The 21,080-nt window shown below is 74.8% G+C and carries 23 protein-coding genes; 13 read left to right on the top strand and 10 right to left on the bottom strand.

Annotated features, from left to right (window positions below; all coding sequences use genetic code 11):
- Nucleotides 1-82: 82 nt before the first annotated feature.
- Together ABWU78_RS02725 and ABWU78_RS02720 are read right to left on the bottom strand one after the other, a co-directional pair.
- Nucleotides 83-856, bottom strand: a complete 774-nt coding sequence (locus tag ABWU78_RS02725; RefSeq protein WP_047233591.1) for an HAD-IIA family hydrolase — start codon at nucleotides 854-856, stop codon at nucleotides 83-85.
- A 1-nt stretch (nucleotide 857) separates the two neighbouring features.
- On the bottom strand, nucleotides 858-1,673 hold the full coding sequence (locus tag ABWU78_RS02720) for a VTT domain-containing protein (protein WP_374615324.1): 816 nt from the start codon (nucleotides 1,671-1,673) through the stop codon (nucleotides 858-860).
- A gap of 118 nt (nucleotides 1,674-1,791) precedes the next feature.
- Between ABWU78_RS02720 and ABWU78_RS02715 the strand changes: the two genes are divergently transcribed.
- The 3 genes from ABWU78_RS02715 (at nucleotide 1,792) to fbaA (ending at nucleotide 4,517) form a co-directional block, all read left to right on the top strand.
- On the top strand, nucleotides 1,792-2,631 hold the full coding sequence (locus ABWU78_RS02715; RefSeq protein ID WP_439157485.1) for an SDR family oxidoreductase: 840 nt from the start codon (nucleotides 1,792-1,794) through the stop codon (nucleotides 2,629-2,631).
- Nucleotides 2,632-2,657: 26 nt separating this feature from the next.
- Entirely contained in the window at nucleotides 2,658-3,425 is a 768-nt protein-coding gene (locus tag ABWU78_RS02710) for a TrmH family RNA methyltransferase (RefSeq protein ID WP_439157495.1), read from the top strand.
- Between the two features lie 69 nt (nucleotides 3,426-3,494).
- Nucleotides 3,495-4,517 carry a class II fructose-bisphosphate aldolase gene (gene fbaA, locus ABWU78_RS02705; protein ID WP_253055145.1) on the top strand — a complete coding sequence of 341 codons (1,023 nt, stop codon included), beginning with the start codon at nucleotides 3,495-3,497 and terminating at the stop codon, nucleotides 4,515-4,517.
- A gap of 141 nt (nucleotides 4,518-4,658) precedes the next feature.
- Here fbaA and ABWU78_RS02700 read toward each other — a convergent pair whose 3' ends face one another.
- Nucleotides 4,659-5,084, bottom strand: a complete 426-nt coding sequence (locus tag ABWU78_RS02700) for an STAS domain-containing protein (protein ID WP_374615326.1) — start codon at nucleotides 5,082-5,084, stop codon at nucleotides 4,659-4,661.
- A gap of 138 nt (nucleotides 5,085-5,222) precedes the next feature.
- Between ABWU78_RS02700 and ABWU78_RS02695 the strand changes: the two genes are divergently transcribed.
- Nucleotides 5,223-7,445 carry a SpoIIE family protein phosphatase gene (locus ABWU78_RS02695; RefSeq protein WP_439157484.1) on the top strand — a complete coding sequence of 741 codons (2,223 nt, stop codon included), beginning with the start codon at nucleotides 5,223-5,225 and terminating at the stop codon, nucleotides 7,443-7,445.
- A 27-nt stretch (nucleotides 7,446-7,472) separates the two neighbouring features.
- Here the strand turns inward: ABWU78_RS02695 and ABWU78_RS02690 are convergent, their stop codons facing one another.
- Together ABWU78_RS02690 and ABWU78_RS02685 are read right to left on the bottom strand one after the other, a co-directional pair.
- Nucleotides 7,473-7,835, bottom strand: coding sequence for an STAS domain-containing protein (locus ABWU78_RS02690; protein ID WP_047233594.1), 363 nt, complete (start codon nucleotides 7,833-7,835; stop codon nucleotides 7,473-7,475).
- Nucleotides 7,836-7,910: 75 nt separating this feature from the next.
- Complete coding sequence (locus ABWU78_RS02685) at nucleotides 7,911-8,345, bottom strand: DUF3151 domain-containing protein (protein WP_087470930.1); 435 nt, start codon at nucleotides 8,343-8,345, stop codon at nucleotides 7,911-7,913.
- 305 nt (nucleotides 8,346-8,650) lie between these two features.
- Between ABWU78_RS02685 and ABWU78_RS02680 the strand changes: the two genes are divergently transcribed.
- Together ABWU78_RS02680 and purD are read left to right on the top strand one after the other, a co-directional pair.
- Nucleotides 8,651-9,937 (top strand): adenylosuccinate synthase, encoded by a 1,287-nt coding sequence (locus ABWU78_RS02680; RefSeq protein WP_439157483.1) that lies wholly within the window; start codon nucleotides 8,651-8,653, stop codon nucleotides 9,935-9,937.
- 87 nt (nucleotides 9,938-10,024) lie between these two features.
- Nucleotides 10,025-11,347, top strand: a complete 1,323-nt coding sequence (gene purD / locus ABWU78_RS02675; RefSeq protein ID WP_439157482.1) for a phosphoribosylamine--glycine ligase — start codon at nucleotides 10,025-10,027, stop codon at nucleotides 11,345-11,347.
- A gap of 146 nt (nucleotides 11,348-11,493) precedes the next feature.
- Here the strand turns inward: purD and ABWU78_RS02670 are convergent, their stop codons facing one another.
- Nucleotides 11,494-13,089 (bottom strand): ricin-type beta-trefoil lectin domain protein, encoded by a 1,596-nt coding sequence (locus tag ABWU78_RS02670; protein WP_439157481.1) that lies wholly within the window; start codon nucleotides 13,087-13,089, stop codon nucleotides 11,494-11,496.
- Between the two features lie 372 nt (nucleotides 13,090-13,461).
- On the opposite strand from ABWU78_RS02670, the gene ABWU78_RS02665 reads away from it, so the two are divergent.
- On the top strand, nucleotides 13,462-14,406 hold the full coding sequence (locus ABWU78_RS02665; RefSeq protein WP_439157494.1) for a phosphoribosylaminoimidazolesuccinocarboxamide synthase: 945 nt from the start codon (nucleotides 13,462-13,464) through the stop codon (nucleotides 14,404-14,406).
- Between the two features lie 4 nt (nucleotides 14,407-14,410).
- On the opposite strand, the gene ABWU78_RS02660 is transcribed toward ABWU78_RS02665, so the two are convergent.
- Nucleotides 14,411-14,761 (bottom strand): HNH endonuclease signature motif containing protein, encoded by a 351-nt coding sequence (locus ABWU78_RS02660; protein WP_439157480.1) that lies wholly within the window; start codon nucleotides 14,759-14,761, stop codon nucleotides 14,411-14,413.
- A 173-nt stretch (nucleotides 14,762-14,934) separates the two neighbouring features.
- Between ABWU78_RS02660 and ABWU78_RS02655 the strand changes: the two genes are divergently transcribed.
- From ABWU78_RS02655 to ABWU78_RS02630, 6 genes are all read left to right on the top strand, one after another.
- Nucleotides 14,935-15,309, top strand: a complete 375-nt coding sequence (locus ABWU78_RS02655) for a PadR family transcriptional regulator (RefSeq protein WP_253055151.1) — start codon at nucleotides 14,935-14,937, stop codon at nucleotides 15,307-15,309.
- Nucleotides 15,306-15,878: a hypothetical protein gene (locus tag ABWU78_RS02650; RefSeq protein ID WP_439157479.1), complete on the top strand. Its 573-nt coding sequence runs from the start codon at nucleotides 15,306-15,308 to the stop codon at nucleotides 15,876-15,878. The genes ABWU78_RS02655 and ABWU78_RS02650 overlap by 4 nt, the downstream gene beginning before the upstream one ends.
- Before the next feature lie 187 nt (nucleotides 15,879-16,065).
- The gene (purS, locus tag ABWU78_RS02645) at nucleotides 16,066-16,353 is read left to right on the top strand and encodes a phosphoribosylformylglycinamidine synthase subunit PurS (RefSeq protein ID WP_087470936.1); all 288 of its coding nucleotides are present in this window, start codon (nucleotides 16,066-16,068) and stop codon (nucleotides 16,351-16,353) included.
- Nucleotides 16,353-17,072 (top strand): phosphoribosylformylglycinamidine synthase subunit PurQ, encoded by a 720-nt coding sequence (gene purQ, locus ABWU78_RS02640; protein ID WP_253055153.1) that lies wholly within the window; start codon nucleotides 16,353-16,355, stop codon nucleotides 17,070-17,072. Before purS ends, purQ begins: the two co-directional genes overlap by 1 nt.
- A gap of 10 nt (nucleotides 17,073-17,082) precedes the next feature.
- Nucleotides 17,083-18,234: a GNAT family N-acetyltransferase gene (locus ABWU78_RS02635; RefSeq protein WP_439157478.1), complete on the top strand. Its 1,152-nt coding sequence runs from the start codon at nucleotides 17,083-17,085 to the stop codon at nucleotides 18,232-18,234.
- A gap of 71 nt (nucleotides 18,235-18,305) precedes the next feature.
- Nucleotides 18,306-18,617 (top strand): hypothetical protein, encoded by a 312-nt coding sequence (locus ABWU78_RS02630; protein WP_253055155.1) that lies wholly within the window; start codon nucleotides 18,306-18,308, stop codon nucleotides 18,615-18,617.
- On the opposite strand, the gene ABWU78_RS02625 is transcribed toward ABWU78_RS02630, so the two are convergent.
- Genes ABWU78_RS02625 through ABWU78_RS02615 form a run of 3 tightly spaced genes read right to left on the bottom strand, consistent with a single transcriptional unit; the run spans nucleotide 18,604 to nucleotide 21,026 of the window.
- On the bottom strand, nucleotides 18,604-19,476 hold the full coding sequence (locus ABWU78_RS02625; RefSeq protein WP_439157477.1) for an LLM class flavin-dependent oxidoreductase: 873 nt from the start codon (nucleotides 19,474-19,476) through the stop codon (nucleotides 18,604-18,606). The genes ABWU78_RS02630 and ABWU78_RS02625 overlap by 14 nt on opposite strands.
- 42 nt (nucleotides 19,477-19,518) lie before the next feature.
- The gene (locus ABWU78_RS02620; RefSeq protein WP_439157476.1) at nucleotides 19,519-20,526 is read right to left on the bottom strand and encodes an MBL fold metallo-hydrolase; all 1,008 of its coding nucleotides are present in this window, start codon (nucleotides 20,524-20,526) and stop codon (nucleotides 19,519-19,521) included.
- 11 nt (nucleotides 20,527-20,537) lie between these two features.
- A complete protein-coding gene (locus ABWU78_RS02615) occupies nucleotides 20,538-21,026 on the bottom strand; it encodes a DUF7832 domain-containing protein (protein ID WP_439157475.1) in 489 nt (162 codons plus the stop codon).
- Between the last annotated feature and the right edge of the window lie 54 nt (nucleotides 21,027-21,080).

The following is a 21,080-nucleotide window of genomic DNA, read 5'->3' as shown; positions in this document are numbered from 1 at the left end:
GCTCCTCGCCGGGACCCTGCTGCTCACGGGCGGGGCGATCCTGGCCGTGCGGCGCCGTCGTGCGTGCGGGGGAGCGGGGGCGTCAGACCAGGTCGACGAGGTCCGCGACGGAGTCGACGACCTTGCTCGGGCGGAACGGGAACCGGTCGACGTCGGACATCTTCGTGGAGCCCGTCATGACGAGGTACGTGTACAGCCCGGCCTCGATGCCCGCGACGACGTCCGTGTCCATCCGGTCGCCGATCATCGCCGTCTTCTCCGAGTGCGCGTCGATGCGGTTGAGCGCCGAGCGGAACATCATCGGGTTCGGCTTGCCGACGAAGTACGGCTTGCGGCCCGTCGCGGCCGTGATCATCGCCGCGACCGCGCCCGTCGCGGGCAGCGGGCCCTCCTGGGACGGGCCGGTCGTGTCCGGGTTGGTGCAGATGAACCGCGAGCCGCCGAGGATGAGGCGGATCGCCTTGGTGATCGCCTCGAACGAGTACGTGCGCGTCTCGCCCAGCACCACGTAGTCCGGGTCGGACTCGGTGAGCGTGTAGCCCGCCTCGTAGAGCGCCGTCGTCAGCCCCGCCTCGCCGACCGCGTACGCGCTGCCGCTCGGGATCTGGTCGCTGAGGAACTGGGCGGTGGCCAGCGCCGACGTCCAGATCGACTCCTCGGGCACGTCGATGCCCGACGTCGCGAGGCGCGCGCGCAGGTCGCGCGCCGTGAAGATCGAGTTGTTCGTGAGGATGAGGAACGGGCGGCCCTTGTCGCGCAGCGCCCGCACGAACTCCGGCGCGCCGGGGATCGCGTGCCCCTCGTGGACGAGCACGCCGTCCATGTCCGTCAGCCAGCTCGTGATCTCTCGTGTCATCTCAGGCGTCCTTCCCGTCCTTCTCGCCCTGCCCGACGGCGGTCGTGCCCTCGGTGACGGCCGGATCGCCGTCGGTGCCCGCCGCGTCGGCCGCGACCTGCGCCTCGAGCGCCGCGGCGCGCTTCTCGGCGCGGCGCCCGCGCCAGACCTCCACGATCATCGGGACCACCGAGAGGAACACGATGAGCAGGACGAGCGCCTCGATGTTGTCCTTGACGAACGTGATGTTCCCCAGCAGGTAGCCGAGCCACGTGAGGCCCACGGCCCACAGCAGCGCACCGAGCGCGTTGAACCCCACGAAGTGGCGGTAGTGCATCTTGCCGACGCCCGCGGCGACCGGCGCGTACGTGCGCACGATGGGCACGAAGCGGGCGATGACGATCGTCCGGCCGCCGTACTTCTCGAAGTAGGCGTTGGTCTGGTCGATGTACTTGCGCTTGAAGAACCGCGAGTCCGGGCGGTCGAACACCTTGGGCCCGACGGTGCGTCCGATGAGGTACGCCGTCTGGTCGCCGAGGAACGCCGCGGCGAAGAGCAGCGCGAGCAGCACGGGCAGGCTGATCTGCAGCGAGTCCTGCGCGACGAGCGCGCCCGCGGTGAAGAGCAGCGAGTCGCCCGGCAGGATCGGGAACAGCAGGCCCGTCTCGATGAAGATCACGACCACGATGCCGACGAGCGCGGCGTCCCCGAAGCGCTCGATGAGCGTCATCGGGTCCATCCAGTCCGGGCCGAGGGCGGCGACGGGTCCGGCGGCGCCGAGGCCCGCGGCGTGCGCGGCCCCGGGCAGGGCGGAGGCGAGCTCGGCGAGGGTGTTCACGGGTCACCAGCGTAGTGGGGGCCGGGCACCCGCCCCCGACGCCGGGTGTGCTCCGGCTGTGAAGGTCCCGCGCGGCCCGTCTGCCGGTCGTGGGCCGGCGCCGGGCAGAATGTCCGGCATGGCGAGCATCGCGGTGGTGGGCGGGACCGGCGCGGCAGGCCGCGCCGTCGTGCAGGAGGCCGCCGCGCGCGGCCACGAGGTGCGCGTGCTCTCGCGGCACGCGCCCGACGACGACGCGCGCGTCGCGGGCACGACGCACCACCGCGTCGACCTCCTCGGGTCCGACGGCGCCGTCGTCGCGGCGCTCGACGCGGCGCTCGCCGGGACCGACGCCGTGGTCGACGCGAGCAACGGGATGTCGCCGGGGGCGATGAAGGTGTTCACGGTCGGGGCGGGCCGCCTGGCGGAGGCGGCGCGCCGCGCCGGGACGGGCCGCGTCGTCGTGCTCTCCATCGTGAACGTCGACCAGGGGGACTACGGGTACTACCGCGCGAAGGCCGAGCAGGAGCGGGTGCTGTCGTCGGGCGGCGTCCCGACGACGGTCGTGCGCGCGACCCAGTTCCACGAGTTCCTCGAGATCTTCCTCGGGCGCGACGGGCGGCTCGGCCGGTGGGCTCGCCTCGGTCTCCTGCCCGTGCCGCGCGGGGTGCGGTTCCAGCCCATCGCGCTCGCCGATGTCGCGCGGGCGCTCGTCGACGCCGCCGAGGGGACGCCGCCCGCGGGCGGCGTGCCGGGGCCGGGGCCGGACGCGACGACGGTGACGATCGGCGGCCCCGAGGTCCTCGACGCCCGCGACATGGCCCGCGCGTGGCGCGCTGCGCACGGCTCGCGCCGCCCCGTCGTCGGGGTGCCTCTGCCCGGGCCGCTGGGCGAGTTCTTCCGCGCGGGCCGCAACCTCGTGCCCGAGCGCCGCTACGGGACGCTCACCTACCGCGACTGGCTCGGGTCCCGCGCGTGACGCCGTCCGACGCCCCGCGCGAGGTGCTGCCCGGGGCGCGCCCCGCCGTCGGGCACGACGGCGAGCGCGCCGAGGAGCGGGAGGTGGGGGTCGGGCCGTGGCCCGGCGGGCCGGACGCGTGGCCGCGCGTCCCGGACCCCGAGGGCCCGCCCGGGGCGACCCGCGTCGACCCGCGCTACGACCCCGAGCTGCTCGCGCACGGCGACCGGCGCAACGTCGTCGACGCCTACCGCTACTGGACCGTCGAGGCGGTCGTCGCGGACCTCGACGCGCGCCGCGACCCGGCGCGCTCCCTGCACGTCGCGATCGAGAACTGGGCGCACGACCTCAACATCGGCTCCGTCGTGCGCACGGCGAACGCGTTCAACGTGGCGGGCGTGCACGTCGTCGGGCGGCGCCGGTGGAACCGTCGCGGCGCGATGGTCACCGACCGCTACCTCCACGTGCACCACCACGCGTCCGTCGACGACCTCGCGACCTGGGCCGCGGGGGAGGGGCTGCCGCTCCTGGGCGTCGACAACCTCCCGGGCTCCGTCCCGATCGAGGGGTGCGCGCTGCCCGCGTCGTGCGTGCTGCTGCTCGGCCAGGAGTCGACCGGGCTGACGCCCGAGGCGGTCGCCGCGTGCCGTGCCGTCCTGCACATCACCCAGCACGGCTCGACCCGATCCCTCAACGCCGGGGCGGCGGGCGCGATCGCCCTGCACGCGTGGGCCGCGCAGCACCTCGCCCCGGGCGACGGCGCGACGGAGGGCCGGGCCGTGGTCACGCGGCGACCACAGGTCGAACGGCCCTGACCCTGCGCTGTCATCCATGCCAGACTTTGACCTGACAGTCCACCCCGCACGACTCCACAGGAGCTCCGCATGCCCATCGCAACCCCCGAGGTCTACGCCGAGATGATCGACCGGGCGAAGGCAGGCTCGTTCGCCTACCCGGCCGTCAACATCACCTCGTCGCAGACCATCACCGCCGCGCTCCAGGGCTTTGCCGAGGCCGAGTCCGACGGCATCATCCAGGTCTCCGTGGGCGGCGCCGAGTACGGCTCGGGTTCGACGGTCAAGGACCGCATCGCCGGTTCGCTCGCGCTCGCGGCGTACGCGCGCGAGGTCGCGAAGAACTACCCGGTGCAGATCGCGATCCACACCGACCACTGCGTCAAGAAGAACCTCGACTCGTGGGTCCGCCCGCTCCTGGCCCTCGAGGCCGAGCAGGTGAAGAACGGCGGCCTGCCGACCTTCCAGTCGCACATGTACGACGGCTCGGACGTCCCGCTGGACGAGAACCTCACGATCGCGGCGGAGCTCCTCGAGCTCTCGCAGGCCGCGCGCACGATCCTCGAGATCGAGGTCGGCGTCGTCGGCGGCGAGGAGGACGGCCACGAGGCCGAGATCAACGAGAAGCTCTACACCACGGTCGAGGACGGCCTCGCGACGGTCGCGGCGCTCGGCACGGGCGAGAAGGGCCGCTACCTGACGGCCCTCACGTTCGGCAACGTGCACGGCGTGTACAAGCCGGGCGCGGTCAAGCTCCGCCCGGAGATCCTCAAGGAGATCCAGGACGCCGTCGGCGCGAAGGTCGGCAAGGCGAACCCGTTCGACCTGGTCTTCCACGGCGGCTCGGGCTCCACGGCCGAGGAGATCTCGGCCGCGGTCGACTTCGGCGTCATCAAGATGAACATCGACACCGACACGCAGTACGCGTTCACGCGTCCGGTCGTCGGCCACATGTTCTCGAACTACGACGGCGTCCTGAAGGTCGACGGCGAGGTCGGCAACAAGAAGGCCTACGACCCGCGCGCCTGGGGCAAGCTGGCCGAGGCCGGCATGGCCGCCCGCATCATCGAGGCGTCGCAGCAGCTGCGCTCGGCGGGCAACAAGATCCGCTGACGCGCCGAGAGCCGGCGCTGCGCCGGCTCCGGACGCGCGAAGGCCCCCGGTCCGTACGGACCGGGGGCCTTCGTCGTGGGTCGTGCCGGCGGGATTCCGGTGACACCGGGTCGTGACCCGTGCGGCAGGGTGGCGCCGGCCTCAGTCCGTGGCGCCCGCGCCGTTGCCCGGAGGCTCGTCGAGGTCGAAGCCGGGGTCCACGTCGACGATGTCGAGCAGCTCGCCGATGCGGGTCACCTCGAGGAGGAACCGGACCGTCGGCGGAGCGCGCAGGACGCGGACCCGGTGCGGGCCGCGCGACGCGAGACGCGCGAGGAACGCGACGCCGGACGAGTCCATGAAGGTGACGTGGTGCGCGTCGATCTCGACGGGGAGCCCGGAGTCCTCCGCCGCGGCGGTCGCCTCCTGGAGGTCGGCGCCGAGGTCGGCGTCGATCTCGCCCGAGAGGACGATGCGGGCCCGCGTCGTCCCCACGATGACGTGCACGCTCGCCGGGTCGCCCGCCCCGGCGGGGTCGCCGGCGACGCCGACCGGACGGTCGGCGGCCGAGGGTGTACCTTCGCGCACCGGCGCTCCTCTCTGCGTGGTCCCGACCCGTTCCGGTCTCGGGAAGCACCAATCTACGGTTGAATGTCCAGTCGGGACAGTAACGCGACCGTGGCGTCCGGATCCAGACGATCGACGCACGGACCGTCGGAGGTGACGATGGGCAGCTCGCCGGGGCTCGGCACCGACCTGCCCGCGCACGTCCAGGAGCTCTGCACGCGCGCCATGGAGGGCGCCGGCGTCGCGATGTTCGTCACCGGCCCCCGCTCGGACGAGATGCCGATCGTGTGGGTGAACGCCGCGTTCGAGCGCCAGACCGGGTTCGCCGCGGCCGAGGTCGTCGGCCGCAGCCCCCACGTCCTCGAGTCCCTCCTGTCGGAGCCGGTGGACGCGCAGGAGCTGCGCACGGCCATCGCGGAGGAGCGCGAGATCACGCACACTGTCCGCGCGCTGCGCCGCGACGGCTCCCCGGTGTGGACGCAGCTCTCGCTCGCCCCGCTCGCCGGCCCGGGCGGCACCGTCACCCACTGGGTCGGGGTGCAGGTCGACGTCTCCGAGCACCTCGAGCGGTACGCGGCCCAGGTCGCGTCCCTCGCGCTGGAGCGGCGCGAGCGGGCCGTGCTCGACGTCGTCTCCCGCAGCTCGGACCTCCTCGCCGACCTCGACCAGCCGTACGCGCTGCGTGACATCACCGAGCTCCTCGCGGGGTACGTCGTCGACTGGGCCGGCTTCTACCTCAACGACGACGGGCTCCGGTACGCGGAGGGCGTCGACACGGCAGCGCCCCCGAGCGGCCGGGGTCAGCGCCACGGCCGCTACACGCCCGGCGCGTTCCCCGTCGCGCCCGGCCTGCACACGACCGACGCGCTCGGCGACTCCGCGGCCGTCACCGGCTCGGTGCCGCGCGTGCGCCTGGTGGACGTGCCCGACCGCGTCCAGGACGTCCTGGACGGGCGCATCGAGGGCCCCGTCACCCTCGACCTCTCCTCGACGTACCCGCAGTGGTCGGCCTCCGGCTGGCTCCAGCGCGACCTGCACCACCGGCTCGCCGGCCTGCCGCACCGTCCGGGCTCCGTGACGGTCACGGCGGTCCCGGGGCGACGCCGCATCCTCGGCCTGCTCGTCACGGGCGACGCGTCCGACGTGGGGCCCCACGGGCTCGGCACCGAGACGGAGGCGCGCGAGGGCGTGCGCACGCTCCTGCAGGTCATCGCGCGCCGCGCCGGCACCGCGATCGACAACGTGCGGCTCTACGCGCGCGAGCACCGCCTCGCCGAGACGCTGCAGCGGGCGATGCTGCCCGAGCAGGCCGACGTCACCGGGCTCGACGTCTGGACCTACTACGCGCCCAACTCCGAGCACGCCCAGGTGGGCGGCGACTGGTACGACGTCCTGCAGATCGCGCCGGACGTGGTCGGGCTCGTCATCGGCGACGTCGTGGGCCACGACGTCGAGGCGGCGGCCGCGATGGGCCAGCTCCGCTCGGTCGTCCGGTCGTACGCGTACGAGCTCACGACGCCCGGGCCGGTGCTCGAGCGCGTCGACCAGCTCGTCCAGGGCATGCGCATCCCGCGCTCGGCGAGCCTCGTGTACGCGGCGCTCACGCAGCCGGACGCCGCGCAGCCCGAGGACGCGTGGCGCATCGAGTACTCGCGCGCCGGGCACCTGCCCCCGCTCCTGCTGCGCGACGGCACGGTGACCCAGCTCGACGACGCCGGGGGCGCGCTCGTCGGGTTCGGCGGCCGGAGCCGGTCGACGGGCGTCGCGGCGCTCGCGCCGGGCGACACGCTCGTCTTCTACACCGACGGGCTCATCGAGCGCCGGGACCGCGCCCTGCGGGTGGGGCTCGAGGCGCTCGTCGCCGCGTCGGAGGCCGTCACGGCCGTCGACGCCGCGGGCGTGGGCGAGGAGCTGCTGTCCCGCCTCGCGGACGCCCCCGAGGACGACGTCGCGCTCGTCGTGGTGCGCATCCCCGACCCGGTGCACGACGCGTCGGCCGTCGTGCTGAGCCCGCGCAGCCGCCGCTGGCTCCTGCCGAGCGAGCCCGCGTCGATCGGGCGCGCGCGGCACGCCGTCGTGCGCACGTGCCAGGCGTGGGGCGTGCGCGACAGCGCGAACGCGGAGCTCGTCGTCTCAGAGCTGGTGGCGAACGGCGTCCTGCACGGCTGGGGGCACCTCGCGCTGCGCCTCTTCGACACGGGCGACGGCATCCGCGTCGAGGTGGAGGACTCCAACCCGGCGCCGCCCGTCCCGACGGACGGGCACCCGAACCGCATGGGCGGGTTCGGCATGCAGATCGTCGAGCGGCTCGCGGACTGGGGCTGGCGCCCGACGGCGTCCGGCAAGCTCGTCTGGGCGACGCTGCGGCCCTCCGGGCGGTAGCCGGTCGTCGCCGACGAGACCCGACCGTCAGGCCGGGGGCTCGACCTTCGCGAAGCCGGACGGCGGCGTCGCGGGCTCGCAGCGGTGGTCGGAGTCGATGCGGAAGAGCTCGAGCGCCCCGCACACCTCCAGCACGAACAGGTCGCGGTCGTCGCAGCCGCGCAGCACCGTGGCGCCGCCGCGCTTGCGCCCCGAGTCCGCGAGGGAGATGAGGAACGCGGCGCCGGTGGAGTCCATGAACGTCACGCGGCACATGTCGATCACGAGGAGCTGACGGCGCAGCCCGACGACGCGGGCCGCGATCTCCGGGAACTGGTCGCGCTCGGCGAGATCGAGGTCTCCGGCGATGACGAGAGTCGTCGTCGCGGGGGAGGTGGCGATCTCGATCATGTCGTCGACTCTAATCGTCGCCCGGGTGGGTCGCGCGCCCACCGCCCCTGCACGGCGGTCGCGCGACCCGGGCCGTCAGCGCAGCGCGCGGACCTCGTCGGCCGACGTGCCGGAGTCGCGCAGGAACTGCTCGCAGCGCTCGGCCTCCTCGACCTCGCCGATGTACGCCGCGCACTCCGCGAGCGCGAGCAGCGCCCGCAGGAAGCCCTGGTTCGGGACGTGGTCGGCGGGGATCGGTCCCTGACCCCGCCAGCCGGCCCGGCGCAGGGAGTCGAGGCCCCGGTGGTACCCGGTGCGCGCGAACGCGTAGGCCGTCACGGCGCCGCGGGACCCGTTCTCGTGGAGGAAGTCCTCGGCGAGGTACGCCCACGCGAGCGAGCTCGCCGGGGTGCGGGCCGCGATCTCGTACGGGTCGCCGTCGGCGGCGATGGCGTCGCGGACGTGCGCGAAGTCGTCGGGGAGGCGGACCGGCGCGGGGCCGTCGAGGAGGTTCGCGTGCGTGTCGCTCATGGAGCCATTCTGCCCGCCCGGGATGCGCCCGGCACCGGAACGTGCCGAACCCGGGGTCGCTCCCCACGCGGGCCGCACGATGAGGAGCGATCACGGGCTCGGCGGACGCGCCGTGGACGACGGACGCCCGAAAGGTCAATGGCCGGTAAACTCGGCGCCGGTCCCCGGGTGACTGCCGCCCGGGTGACGCCTCGGGCCCGCGGGCCCAGCGCCGTCGGGCACGACCTGCCCGCTCCGCTCCGGACGCCGGTGCGCCCACGACCATGACCGGCCCGAGGAACAGGCAGTGCGAAAGTGGGGATTCCATGCCAGGCGTGGTGCTCGTCGGTGCCCAGTGGGGCGATGAGGGCAAGGGCAAGGCGACCGACCTCCTCGGCTCCCGGGTCGACTACGTGGTCAAGTTCAACGGCGGCAACAACGCCGGCCACACGGTCGTCATCGGGGACGAGAAGTACGCGCTCCACCTGCTGCCGTCGGGCATCCTGTCCCCGGGGGTCACGCCGGTCATCGCGAACGGCGTCGTCGTGGACATCGAGGTGCTGTTCCAGGAGCTCGACGACCTCATCTCGCGCGGCGTGGACGTCTCGCGCCTGCTCGTCTCGGGCTCGGCGCACGTCATCGCGGGCTACCACCGCACGATCGACAAGGTGAGCGAGCGGTTCCTCGGCAAGCGCCGCATCGGCACGACCGGCCGCGGGATCGGCCCGGCGTACGCGGACAAGATCAACCGCGTCGGGATCCGCATCTGGGACCTGTTCGACGAGAAGATCCTCGCGGAGAAGATCGAGGGCTCACTCGACCAGAAGAACCACCTGCTGGTGAAGGTCTACAACCGTCGCGCCATCACGGTCGACGAGACCGTGGCCGAGCTGCTGCAGTACGCCGACCGGCTCAAGCCGATGGTCGCGGACACGGCGCTCGAGCTGAACAAGGCGCTCGACACGGGCAAGAACGTCCTCTTCGAGGGCGGGCAGGCCACGATGCTCGACGTCGACCACGGGACGTACCCGTTCGTCACGTCGTCCAACGCGACCGCGGGCGGCGCGCTCACGGGCTCGGGCGTCGGGCCGACGCGCATCAGCTCCGTGATCGGCGTCATCAAGGCGTACACGACCCGCGTGGGCGAGGGCCCGTTCCCCACCGAGCTGTTCGACGCGAACGGCGAGTACCTGCTCAAGCAGGGCGGCGAGTACGGCGTCACGACGGGCCGAGCGCGCCGCTGCGGCTGGTACGACTCGGTGATCGCGCGCTACGCGACCCGCGTCAACGGCATCACCGACATGGTGCTCACCAAGCTCGACATCCTCACCGGGTTCGAGAAGGTGCCGGTGTGCGTCGCGTACGACGTGGACGGCGTCCGGTACGACGAGATGCCGCTCGACCAGACCGCGTTCCACCACGCGAAGCCGATCTACGAGGAGCTCGACGGCTGGTGGGAGGACATCTCCGGCGCCCGCACGTTCGAGGACCTGCCGACGAACGCGCAGCGCTACGTGCTCGCGCTCGAGGAGATGTCCGGCACCCGGATCTCCGCGATCGGCGTCGGCCCGAGCCGCGACGCGATCATCCCGCGCCACGACCTCATCCACTGACGCCTCGTCGCCGAGCCGACGACGGACGCCGACCACGGCCCGGACGCCCCGCGGGGTGTCCGGGCCGTCTCGGTAGACTCGGCGCCCGTGAAGATCCTCGTCGTCGGGACCGGTGCCCGCGAGCACGCCATCGTCCACGCCCTCGCGCACGAGGCCGACCGCCCGGGCGCCGAGCCGCACGAGCTGCACGCCGCCCCCGGGAACCCCGGCATCGGGGACCTCGCGACGCTGCACGCGGTCGACCAGAACGACGGCGCCGCGGTGGCCGCGCTCGCGACCGGCCTGGGCGTCGACCTCGTCGTCGTCGGCCCGGAGGCGCCGCTCGTCGCGGGCGTCGGGGACGCGGTGCGCGAGGCGGGGATCCCGGTGTTCGGGCCCAGCGCCGAGGCGGCGCGGCTCGAGGGCTCCAAGGCGTTCGCCAAGGACGTCATGGCGGCGGCGTCCGTCCCGACGGCGCTCGCGCACGTCTGCACCGACGTCGACCAGGTCGCGGCCGCGGTCGACGCGTTCGGCGCCCCCTACGTCATCAAGGACGACGGCCTCGCCGCGGGCAAGGGCGTCGTCGTCACGGAGGACCGGCAGGCCGCGCTCGAGCACGCCGCGGCGTGCTTCGCGACCCCGCGCCGCGCCGCCGACGGCACGCCCGAGGACCCGCGCGTCGTCGTCGAGGAGTACCTCGACGGCCCGGAGGTCTCGCTCTTCTGCGTGAGCGACGGCGCGACCGTCGTCTCGCTCGCGCCGGCCCAGGACTTCAAGCGCGCGTTCGACGCCGACGCCGGTCCCAACACGGGCGGCATGGGCGCCTACAGCCCGCTCCCCTGGGCGCCGGAGGGCCTCGTCGACGAGGTCGTCACGCGCGTCGCGCAGCCGACGATCGATGAGATGGCGCGCCGCGGCACCCCGTTCGTCGGCGTCCTGTACGTGGGGCTCGCGCTGACGAGCCGCGGCACGCGCGTCGTCGAGTTCAACGCGCGGTTCGGAGACCCGGAGACGCAGTCCGTGCTCACGCGCCTCGCGACGCCGCTGTCCGCCGTGATGCTCGCGGCGGCGCAGGGACGCCTCGCCGAGGTCGGCCCGCTGCGCTGGCACGACGACGCGTCGGTCACCGTCGTCGTCGCGGCGCACGGCTACCCGGGCGCCGTGCGCGGAGGCGACCCGATCACGGGCATCGACGCGGCGGAGGCCGTCGAGGGCGTGCACGTGCTCCACGCGGGGACGTCGCGCGGGGACGACGGCGGCCTGGTCGCCGCGGGCGGCCGCGTGCTGTCGGTCGTGGCGCGCGGCGCCGACCTGGCCGAGGCGCGCCGTCGGGCGTACGCCGCGGTCGACCGCATCGTGCTCCCGGGCTCGCACCACCGCACGGACATCGCGGCGAAGGCCGCCGCGGGCGAGGTCAACCTCGCGGGCTGACGCCCGCCGTCGGGCCGCCCGCCGACCCTGACGCGCCCGGGCGCCCGTCGAGCACGACCTCTCCCGCCGTTGAACACGACATGGCGGTCGCTTTCACGCTGATAACGACCGCCATGTCGTGTTCGGCGCCCTGGGGGTGGGTCCTGTCAGGCTCGGTGCCACTTCTGGGCCGCGGTGCCGTTGCACGTCCAGATCTGGAGCTTCGTCCCGTCGGTGCTGTTGCTGCTCGGGACGTCCACGCACTTGTTCGCGAGGACGGACACGAGGTCGCCCGCGCCGCTCAGGACGAACTGCTGGGCGGGGTTGCCGCTGCAGTTCGCGAGCTGCACGGCGGTCCCGTCGGCCGTGGCGGCCCAGGCCACGTCCATGCACTTGCCACCCGCGCGGACCGTGCCGTCGGGCTCGAACCTCCAGCGCTGCGCGCTCGTCCCGTTGCAGGTCCAGAGCTGGAGCCGCTTGCCGTCGCTGAAGTCCGAGCTCGGGACGTCGATGCACTTGCCCGCGAGCCCGACGAGCGCGCTGCCCGAGCCGCCGCCCGTGGTGACGAGGGACAGCCCGTACGCCGAGAGGATCGGGTTCACGGGCTGGTAGATGAACTTGCCGCCGTTCGAGCAGTCGTTGATGCGGCCCGACGTGACGCCCTGCGCCTGGTTGCCCGAGATCACGGAGCCGCCGGAGTCGCCGCCCTCGGCGCACGCGGAGCCGCGCACGAGCCCGGGGATGTCGCCGTTGCCGTAGTTCACGGTGATGTTCTTCTGCTCGATGACGCCGCAGCGCCAGCCCGTCGTCGCGCCGGACCGGCAGACGGACGCGCCCACGGGCGCCTCGGCGGACCCGGCGACGTCGACCGTGCCGCCCGCGTAGTTGTTCACGCGGGGGACGGGGGTGAACCCGGCGTCGACGCGCACCCAGGCGTAGTCGTGGCCGGGGAACGACGCCGCCTGGACCGTGCCCATGCGCGCCCAGCTCGCCGTGAGCACCTCCTTGCCGGCGGCGCCGCAGTGCCCGGCCGTGACGAAGCCGCCCTGGACGGCGAAGCCGATCGAGCAGGCCGAGCCCGACGACGCCCCGGGGTCCCGCGTGATGTACCGGTCGCCGCCGCGCACGTCGGCCGCGAGCTCGTACGGTGCGTCGACGACCTCGGTCCGTACGGCCGACGGGTCGACCCCCGACGCGGCGACGAACGCCTCGGCCGCGCCGGCGTCGAGCGACTCGACCACGACCTCGTTCGTCGTCACGTCCACGTACCAGGCCTGGACGGCGTCGGGCGTCGCCGCACGGTCGAGGTCCGCGGCGAGCGCGTCCAGGTCGGCGAGGCTGTGCTCGACGACGACGGCCTCGGCGCCGGCCGCCTCGACCTCCGGGACGGCGGAGGGGTCCGTGACGGCGACGACGGGCGTCGCGGCGTCGGCGTCGACCCACGTGCCGGCGTACGCCGCGCCCAGACCGCCGCTCAGCGACTGCTCGACGGCGCCTGTCGCGGCGTCGAGCGCGAGCCGGTCGGCGACGCCGGCCGCGTCGAGGCCCAGGTCGCGCTCGAGCGCGTGGAGCTGGCCGGGGGACAGGTCGTCCGGACTCGGGACGGGCCCGGCGAGCAGCGCGGGCGCCGCGCTCCCGGCGGACGTCGGGGTGCCGGCGGGTGCGCTCGCGCTCGCGGCCGTCGCGAGCCCGACGCTCGCGACGACCACCCCGATCCCGGTTGCTAGCGCTGTCAGGCGATGGTGCATCGTGCCGTGGTGCATCGTTGCCTCCTCGGTGCGGATGTCGCCCTGCCGTCGTCGGCAGGGCCGGGACGGCGGTGCAGGCGCCCCCGAGGGGGTCGCTCCGATGCGTGCCCCCGACGGTGAGGGAGCGCTCCCACGACCGTCCTGAGGGCACAGTAGCGACTTCCGCGACGTTCGTCGCGTCCGGGCTCGGCGGCGGTCCTCGTCCCGTGCTGTCGGGTGCGGTCGGCCCGGCGCCCGACGGGACGCCGGGCCGGGCCGCCTCTCGGTGGTGGGCGGGGAGGGCGACCTGTCGTCGGACACGGTGCCGCGCCGGTGGAGGGCGGTGCGAGACTAGGGGCCGTGACCGACACCCCTCAGGATCCTGCCTCGGCCCTCTCGCTCGGCGAGGTGGACGCCCTCGACACCGCGGCGCTCGACCTGCCCGGCTGGACGCACGTGTACTCCGGCAAGGTGCGGGACCTCTACGCACCGGACCTGCCCGCCGTCGGCGGCGTGCACCCGCTCGGCGACGTCGTCCTCGTCGTCGCGAGCGACCGGGTCAGCGCGTACGACCACGTGCTGTCGCCCGGGATCCCCGACAAGGGCGTCGTGCTCACGCAGCTCAGCCTGTGGTGGTTCGAGCAGCTCGCCGACCTCGTGCCGAACCACGTGGTGTCGACCGAGGTGTCGTCGGAGCCGGGCGACGGCCTCGTGCCCGACGTCGTCGCCGGCCGCGCGATGATCTGTCGCCGCCTCGACATGTTCCCCGTCGAGTGCGTGGCGCGCGGCTACCTCACCGGCTCCGGGCTCGTCGAGTACCGCGCCGGGGGAGAGGTCTGCGGCGTGCCGCTGCCCGCCGGGCTGGTCGACGGCTCGCGCCTGCCCGAGCCGATCTTCACGCCCGCGACCAAGGCTGCCGTGGGCGAGCACGACGAGAACGTCTCCTTCGACGTCGTCGCGGAGCAGATCGGCCTCGACGACGCCACGCGCCTGCGGGAGCTCACGCTCGCCGTCTACGCGCGCGCCGAGCAGATCGCGCGCGAGCGCGGCGTGATCCTCGCGGACACCAAGCTCGAGTTCGGCGTGGACCCGACCACCGGCCGGACCGTCCTCGGCGACGAGGTGCTCACGCCCGACTCGTCGCGGTTCTGGCCCGCGGACCAGTGGGAGCCGGGGCGCGCGCAGCCGAGCTACGACAAGCAGTTCGTCCGCGACTGGCTCGTGTCGCCCGCGTCCGGGTGGGACCGCGCGTCCGACACCCCGCCGCCCTCGATCCCCGCAGAGGTCGTCGCGCGCACCCGCGCCCGGTACCTCGAGGCGTACGAGCGGCTCACGGGCTCGACGCTCGGCTGAGCCGTCAGGCGGTCCGGGCCGCGCCCGGGCGCACGTAGGTGTGCCCGCTCGGCGCGGTCCACCGGACCGCGCCCTCGGCGAGCAGGGCGGGCCGCCAGCCGTCGCGGGCACGGACGACGCGGTGGTGCCGGCAGAGCGCGACGAGGTTGTCGGCCTCCTGCGCGGCGGCCGCGGCGGCGTCGTCCGCGCCCGGCCGCGGTGCCACGACGTGGTCGAGGTCGCAACGGAACGCCGGGACGCGGCAGCCAGGGAAGACGCAGGTCTCGTCGCGCGCGAGGACGCGCGCGACGGTCCGCGGCGACGGTCGTGCCCTGCCGCGCTCCATGGCCGGGGCGAGTGCGAGCGGTGCTGCCACGCGGACCTCCCTGCGTCGTCGAGCCGTGGTTCGTGCGAGGGCGGGGAAGGGGCAGGACCCCGCCCTCGCACCGTGCCCGAGCGTGCGTCTCGAACACGTGTTCGACTCTAGCGGCATCCTCCGACACGCGTCGAGGGCTGGCTCTATGGGTCGTCATCCGATATATATCGTTCATGGCACCGAGCCCTCCCGCGTTCCGCATGACCGAGCAGGCGTACCTCGTGCTGCTCTCCCTCAGCGCGGAGCCGCGGCACGGGTACGCGGTGATCCAGGCCGTGCGCGAGCTGTCCGACGGCCGCACCCGGCTCGGGGCCGGCACCCTCTACGGCAACCTCGACCGGCTCGTGGCGGCCGGGCTCGTCGAGCCGACCGGCGAAGAGGTCGTCGACGGCCGCCTCCGGCGCTACTACCGCGCCACCGACGACGGGCGCCGCGCGGCCCGGACGGAGACCCTCCGCCTCGCCGAGCTCGCCGAGCGCGCGCGGCGGTCCCTGGAACGCCACGGCCCGGCGGGTGCCGCCGACGGCCTCGCGGGGAGCGGCGCGTGAGCGCGGGCGGCGCGGACCGGTACGAGCGGTCCGCCCGGTTCTGGCTCCGCGCCTACCCGCCGCGCTGGCGTCGCCTCCACGGCGACGAGGCGCTCGCGGTCCTGCTCGACCTCGCGCCCGCATCCGACGACGCCGGGGCGCCGCACGGCATCGGCGCGCGCGAGGCGTGGGGGCTGGTGCGTGCGGGCTGGGCGCTGCGCCGGCGGGAGCACCCGCCGCTCGGGCGCTGGTTGCTGTACCGGCTGTTCGACGCCCGGCTGCCCGTGCGCTACTGGTGGTGGGTCGCCGACGACATCCACGGCGTGCTCTACCCCTGGCGCGTGACCATGACGGGGCTCGGGACCGCTCTCGCGATCTTCTACGGCTGGCCGGTGCTGGCGCAGCTCCTGTTCTCCGTCGAGGTCACCAGGCCCGACCTCTGGCTGATCCTCCTGTGGTGCGGGACGTTCCTCGGCGGAGGGCTCCTCTTCCGCCGTTCGCACGTCGCGCGCGCGTGGCGCAAGCACGTGCTCGACGGCAACATCCCCGTGGACGTCCCGGCAGATCCGCCGCGGGCAGCCGGGGCCTGAGCCCGGCAGCGCCGTCGTGCCACGGTGCGGACGGCCGCCGGACGTCGCCCGTGCGCCCGGTAGACTGGGCGCGGAATCCCGCCGTCGGCTCCCGCTCGTCCCGTCCCACCGACCGTCCTCGACGGCCGTGACGTGGTCGGGATCCCGGAGCCCCGGCCCTCCCGAACTCTCTCGCCAAGGAGCCCCCGTGGGACGCGTCGTCGTCGAGGTCATGCCCAAGCCCGAGATCCTGGACCCGCAGGGCAAGGCCGTCGTCGGGGCGCTGCCGCGCCTCGGCTTCACCCAGTTCACGTCCGTCCGCCAGGGCAAGCGGTTCGAGCTCGAGGTCGACGGCCCGGTCACGCCGGAGATCCTCGCCGCCGCCGAGGAGGCTGCGGTCAAGGTGCTGTCGAACCCGGTGATCGAGGACGTCGTGCGTGTCGCCGACATCGAGGCCGACGCCGCCGCGACGATCACGTCCGAGGGGCTCGCCTGATGAGCGGCGCGACGCTCGCGACGGCGCGGATCGGCGTCGTCACCTTCCCCGGCACGCTCGACGACCGCGACGCGGCGCGCGCGGTGCGTCTCGCGGGCGGCGAGGCCGTGTCGCTGTGGCACGCGGACGCCGACCTGCACGGCGTCGACGCGGTCGTCCTGCCCGGTGGCTTCTCCTACGGCGACTACCTGCGCGCGGGCGCGATCAGCCGCTTCGCGCCCGTCATGGAGTCGATCGTCGACGCGGCGGCGGGCGGCATGCCTGTCCTGGGCATCTGCAACGGCTTCCAGGTCCTCACCGAGGCCCACCTGCTGCCCGGCTCGATGGTCAAGAACGACCACCTGCACTTCATCTGCCGCGAGCAGGTCCTCGTGGTCGAGAACGCCGAGACGGCCTGGACGCGCGACTACACGGTCGGCCAGCGCATCACGGTCCCGCTGAAGAACCAGGACGGGCAGTTCGTCGCGGACGACCGCACGCTCGACGAGCTCGAGGCCGAGGGTCGCGTCGTCTTCCGCTACGACGGCTGGAACCCGAACGGCTCGCGCCGCGGCATCGCCGGCATCACCAACGCCGCGGGCAACGTCGTCGGCCTCATGCCGCACCCCGAGCACGCCGTCGAGGCGGGCTTCGGGCCCGCGAACGAGGCCGGCCCCCGTGCCGGCACCGACGGGCTCGGCTTCTTCACGTCGGTCCTGGGCGCGCTCGTCCACGCATGACCGGGTCGGCGTGACCGGCGCGCCCTCGCGCGTCCTGCCCGACGGCGTCGGGGGCCCGGGCACGCGCGTCACCGTCGAGGCGGTCCCCGGGGACGACGCCGCGGCCGAGCTCCTGCGCACGCGTCAGCAGGCGGAGCTCGCCGCGCGGTACGGCGAGCCCGACGCGGGCGCGTTCGAGCCCGAGGCGTCGGTCGCGAACGTCGTGGTCCGGGCGGGCGGCGAGCCGGTCGCGTTCGTCGCGCTGCGCGACGTGTCGGGCACGCCCGACGGCCGCGGCGGGACGCACCCCGCGCGCACCGGGGAGGTGAAGCGCCTCTGGGTCGAGCCCGACCACCGCGGCCGCGGTCACGCGCGCACCGCGATGCGGGCCGTGCACCGGCACGCGGTCGTCGCCGGGCTCGAACGCGTGGTCCTGGAGACCGGGACGCTCCAGCCCGAGTCGATCGACCTCTACCTCGCGCTCGGCTACGTCCCGATCGAGTCGTACGGCCACTACGCCGGGCACCCGCTCTCGCGCTGCTTCGCGCTCGACCTGAGGGCCGCGTGCGGTCCGGGCGTCGGCACCGGCACCGCGGACGAGACGTCGGCGACGAGCGGCCGGCTCGGGGCGAGCATCCCGCGGGCGACCGTGGGCCCGAGCGAGCCCGCGAGCGTCGCTGCCCGTGAGGTCGTGGAGGTCCGCCCCGTCCCGTGGGACGACCCGGACGCGGCAGCACTGCGCCGGGAGATGCACGAGACGTCGTCCGCCGTCCTCTACCCCGAGCTGTTCGGCGGGCTCGACGCCGCGGGCGGGTTCGACGCGGTCGACGCGCGCCTGGGCGACGACGTGGTGACGACCCTCGTCGCCTACCGGGACGGGGAGGCCGTCGGGTGTGCGTCGCTGCGTCGCCCCGCACCCGGGGCGCCCACCGACGCGCTCGAGGTGAAGAAGGTCTACGTGCGCCCACGGGCACGCAGGACCGGGACGGCCCGCAGGCTCCTCGACGGGCTCGAGGCCGTCGCGCGCGAGCGCGGGGCGGCCCGGCTCCTGCTCGAGACGGGGATCCGCCAACCGGGCGCGATCGCGCTCTACCGCTCGCTCGGGTACCGCGCCGTCCTCGCTTTCCCGCCGTACGTCGGCGACAACCACGTCGCGCTCTGCTTCGCGAAGCCGCTGGTCTGAGGGTCGCACCAGGGGATTCTCGGGGTCGTGCCGGATATGCCCGCGGTGTCCGCCTCCGCTAGGGTGTCCCCGTGATCCCCCTCGCGACCGGTGCCTACTCCGTGGCCTCCGTCGTCATCGAGCTCCTCGGCTGGGTCGCCGCGGTCGCGTCGCGGGTGCCGGGCCGGGTCGGGGTCCTCGCGGGCGAGCTGCGCGAGACCGCCGTCGAGTGGGGGCTCCCGGTCGGCGACGTGTCCGACCTCTACGCCGCCTTCCCCGTGCGCCTCGCGCTCGCCGTCGGGGCGGTCGCACTCGTGTGCGCGGTCGTCGCCCTCGTGCACGGCCTCCGGGAGCGTCAGCGCGCCGGCGGGTCCACCGACGCGTCGCGCGTCAGCGGGCGCTGAGCAGCGGCGCGACCTCCCGCCCGAGGAAGCGGACGAACCCCTCCACGTCCGGCTCGTCCGCGGTCGGCTGGACCGCGACGGCCGTCGCGCCCGCGTCCGCCAGGGCCAGGACGGCTGCGGCGATCGTCGCGGCGTCGCCGCCCGCGCCGATGCCCTGACCCGCCTCCTTCCCCCACAGCGGCACCTCGCGGTCGACGCGCTCCTGCGCGCCGGGACCGGTCGCCGCGATGAGCGTCGCGTGGACGTCGAAGCCGTCGACGGCTCCGCCCGCGCGTGCCGCGTCCGTCGCGACGCGCACGTCGTCCGGGGTGAGCGCGTTCGCGAGGATCAGTCCGTCGCCCAGCTCTCCCGCCAGCGCGAGCGAGCGGGGACCCACGCCCCCGAGCCACAGGGGGACGGGCTGCGTGGGAGGCCAGTCGAGCCGCACGGCGTCGAGCGTGACGTACCGCCCCGCCGTCGTGACCTCCTCGCCCGCGAGCAGGCTCCGCAGCGTCGTGGCGTGCTCGCGCAGCAGCGTCAGCGGCGACGCGACACGGACCCCCGCCTGCCCCATCCACTTCTGCACGCCGTGGCCGACGCCCGCGACGAGCCGTCCGGGGAACATCCGGGCGAGCGTCGCGACCTCCATCGCGGTGATCGCCGTGCTGCGCAGCGGGGCCGGCATGAGCCCGATGCCGACGCGCACGTGCTCGGTCCAGGCCAGCGCGGCGGCAGCCGACGCGAGGCCCGACTGCTTGAAGCAGTCCTCCCACACCCAGAGGTCGTCGAGGCCGGCCTCCTCCGCGGTCGCGGCGAGCCACCGCAGGCTCTCCGGGGCGTGGGTGGGCACGAACGCGATACCGAGCCGTGGTGTCGTCATGCTCGTCATCGTGCCGGACGCCACCGACACCCGGCCGTCCGCTCAGCCGTCGTCGCGGCGAGCGCGTGACCTGCCGCGGGCGGACCGTCGTGCGAGCGCGTCGGCCCGCGCCAGGAAGGCGAGCTGCGCCGCGACGGACTGGCGTGCCGCGTCGAGGACGGACGGGTCGACGTCGGCGTAGACGCGCGCGACGACCTGCTCCACGGCGTCGTCCGCACCCGCGGTCAGGCCGAGCGCGGCGAGCGTCGCCCGGACCTGGGACAGGCGTTCGAGCCGGTGCGCGCGGTACGCACGCACCCGCTCCGCGAGGTCGTCGACGACCGGCCCGTGGCCGGGGAGCCCCGTCGCCCGGCCCGGCCCCGCGGCGGCGACGGCCTCGATCGCGTCGAGGCTCGCGAGGTAGGCGCCGAGCGAGCCGTCGGGTGCGGCGATCACCGTCGTGCCGGTCCCGAGCACGGTGTCCCCGGTGAGGACCGTCGTGCCCGACGGCGGCCCCGCGTCGCCGGCGGCGGTGTCACCCGACGGGGTGCCGCCGGGCGGCACGTCGCCGAGGGTCGCGTCGCCGAGATGCTGGTCGGCGGGTGCCTCGCCGCCCGGGCGTGCGCCGCCCCTGGCGAGGTCGCCGGGCGTGGTGAGCGGGCCGTCGTCGGTCAGGACGAGGCAGACCGAGTCGGCGGTGTGGCCCGGGGTGGCGCGCACGACGATGCGCAGCCCGGCGGCCTCGATGACCTCGCCGTCGCGCAGGGGCGCGCCACCGTGGCAGTGCGCCGGGTCCGCGGCGCGCACCGGCGCCGCGGTCCGCTCCCGCAGCCCGGGAGCCCCGGCCGTGTGGTCGGCGTGGCGGTGCGTGACGAGCACGAGCTCGACCGGCCCGGCCGCCGCCAGCGCGTCGAGGTGCACCGCGTCGTCGGGCCCCGGGTCCACGACGACGCACGTCGCCGACCCGGGCGCGCGCAGCACGTACGAGCGCGTGCCGTCGAGCGTCATCGGGCCCGGGTTGTCGGCGCGCAGCACCGCGGCGAGCCGGGTCACGGGCGTGGGCGCGGTCATCTCGGGCCGTCTCAGGCGCGGTGCCGCAGGACCGACGGGCGCCCCTCGTCGTCCCACTGGGAGAAGCGCGCGTCGATGAGGGGGCCGACGAGGTCGTACGTCTCCCACGTGTCCGGCACGCGGTACACGTCCTCGGGCTCGCCGTCGCCGGGGCTCACCGCGTCGACGTAGTCCTCCAGGTAGAGGCCGCCGTCGTCCTCGTCCTCCTCGTCGCCCGCGTAGTACGCGCTCGCGAAGGCCGCGCCGACGGCGTCGAGGTCCTCGTCGACGAGCCTGCCGTCGCACGCGTCGAGCACGAACGCGCCGGGCGTCGTCCTCCGGTCGCGCAGCGCGGCGAGCTCGTCCGCGGCGCCGTCGGCGAGCTCCTCGGAGACGTGCCCGCCGAGCACCGCCCACGCGAGGAACACGCCGATGTGCGTCGCGCCCGCCTCGGGGCCGGCCTCCGGCGGGTACCCCTCGCCGTCGGAGTGCCAGGCCGCGTCGTCGTACGTCGTCGTCATGCGGTGACGCTACAGCCTCCCGCCGACCACGACATGAGGGTCGATATCCCGCGG

Origin of the sequence: Cellulosimicrobium sp. CpK407 (genome assembly GCF_051844275.1) — a bacterium.
Lineage (GTDB): Bacteria > Actinomycetota > Actinomycetes > Actinomycetales > Cellulomonadaceae > Cellulosimicrobium > Cellulosimicrobium cellulans_G.
This window is presented reverse-complemented; position numbering and strand designations above follow the sequence as displayed.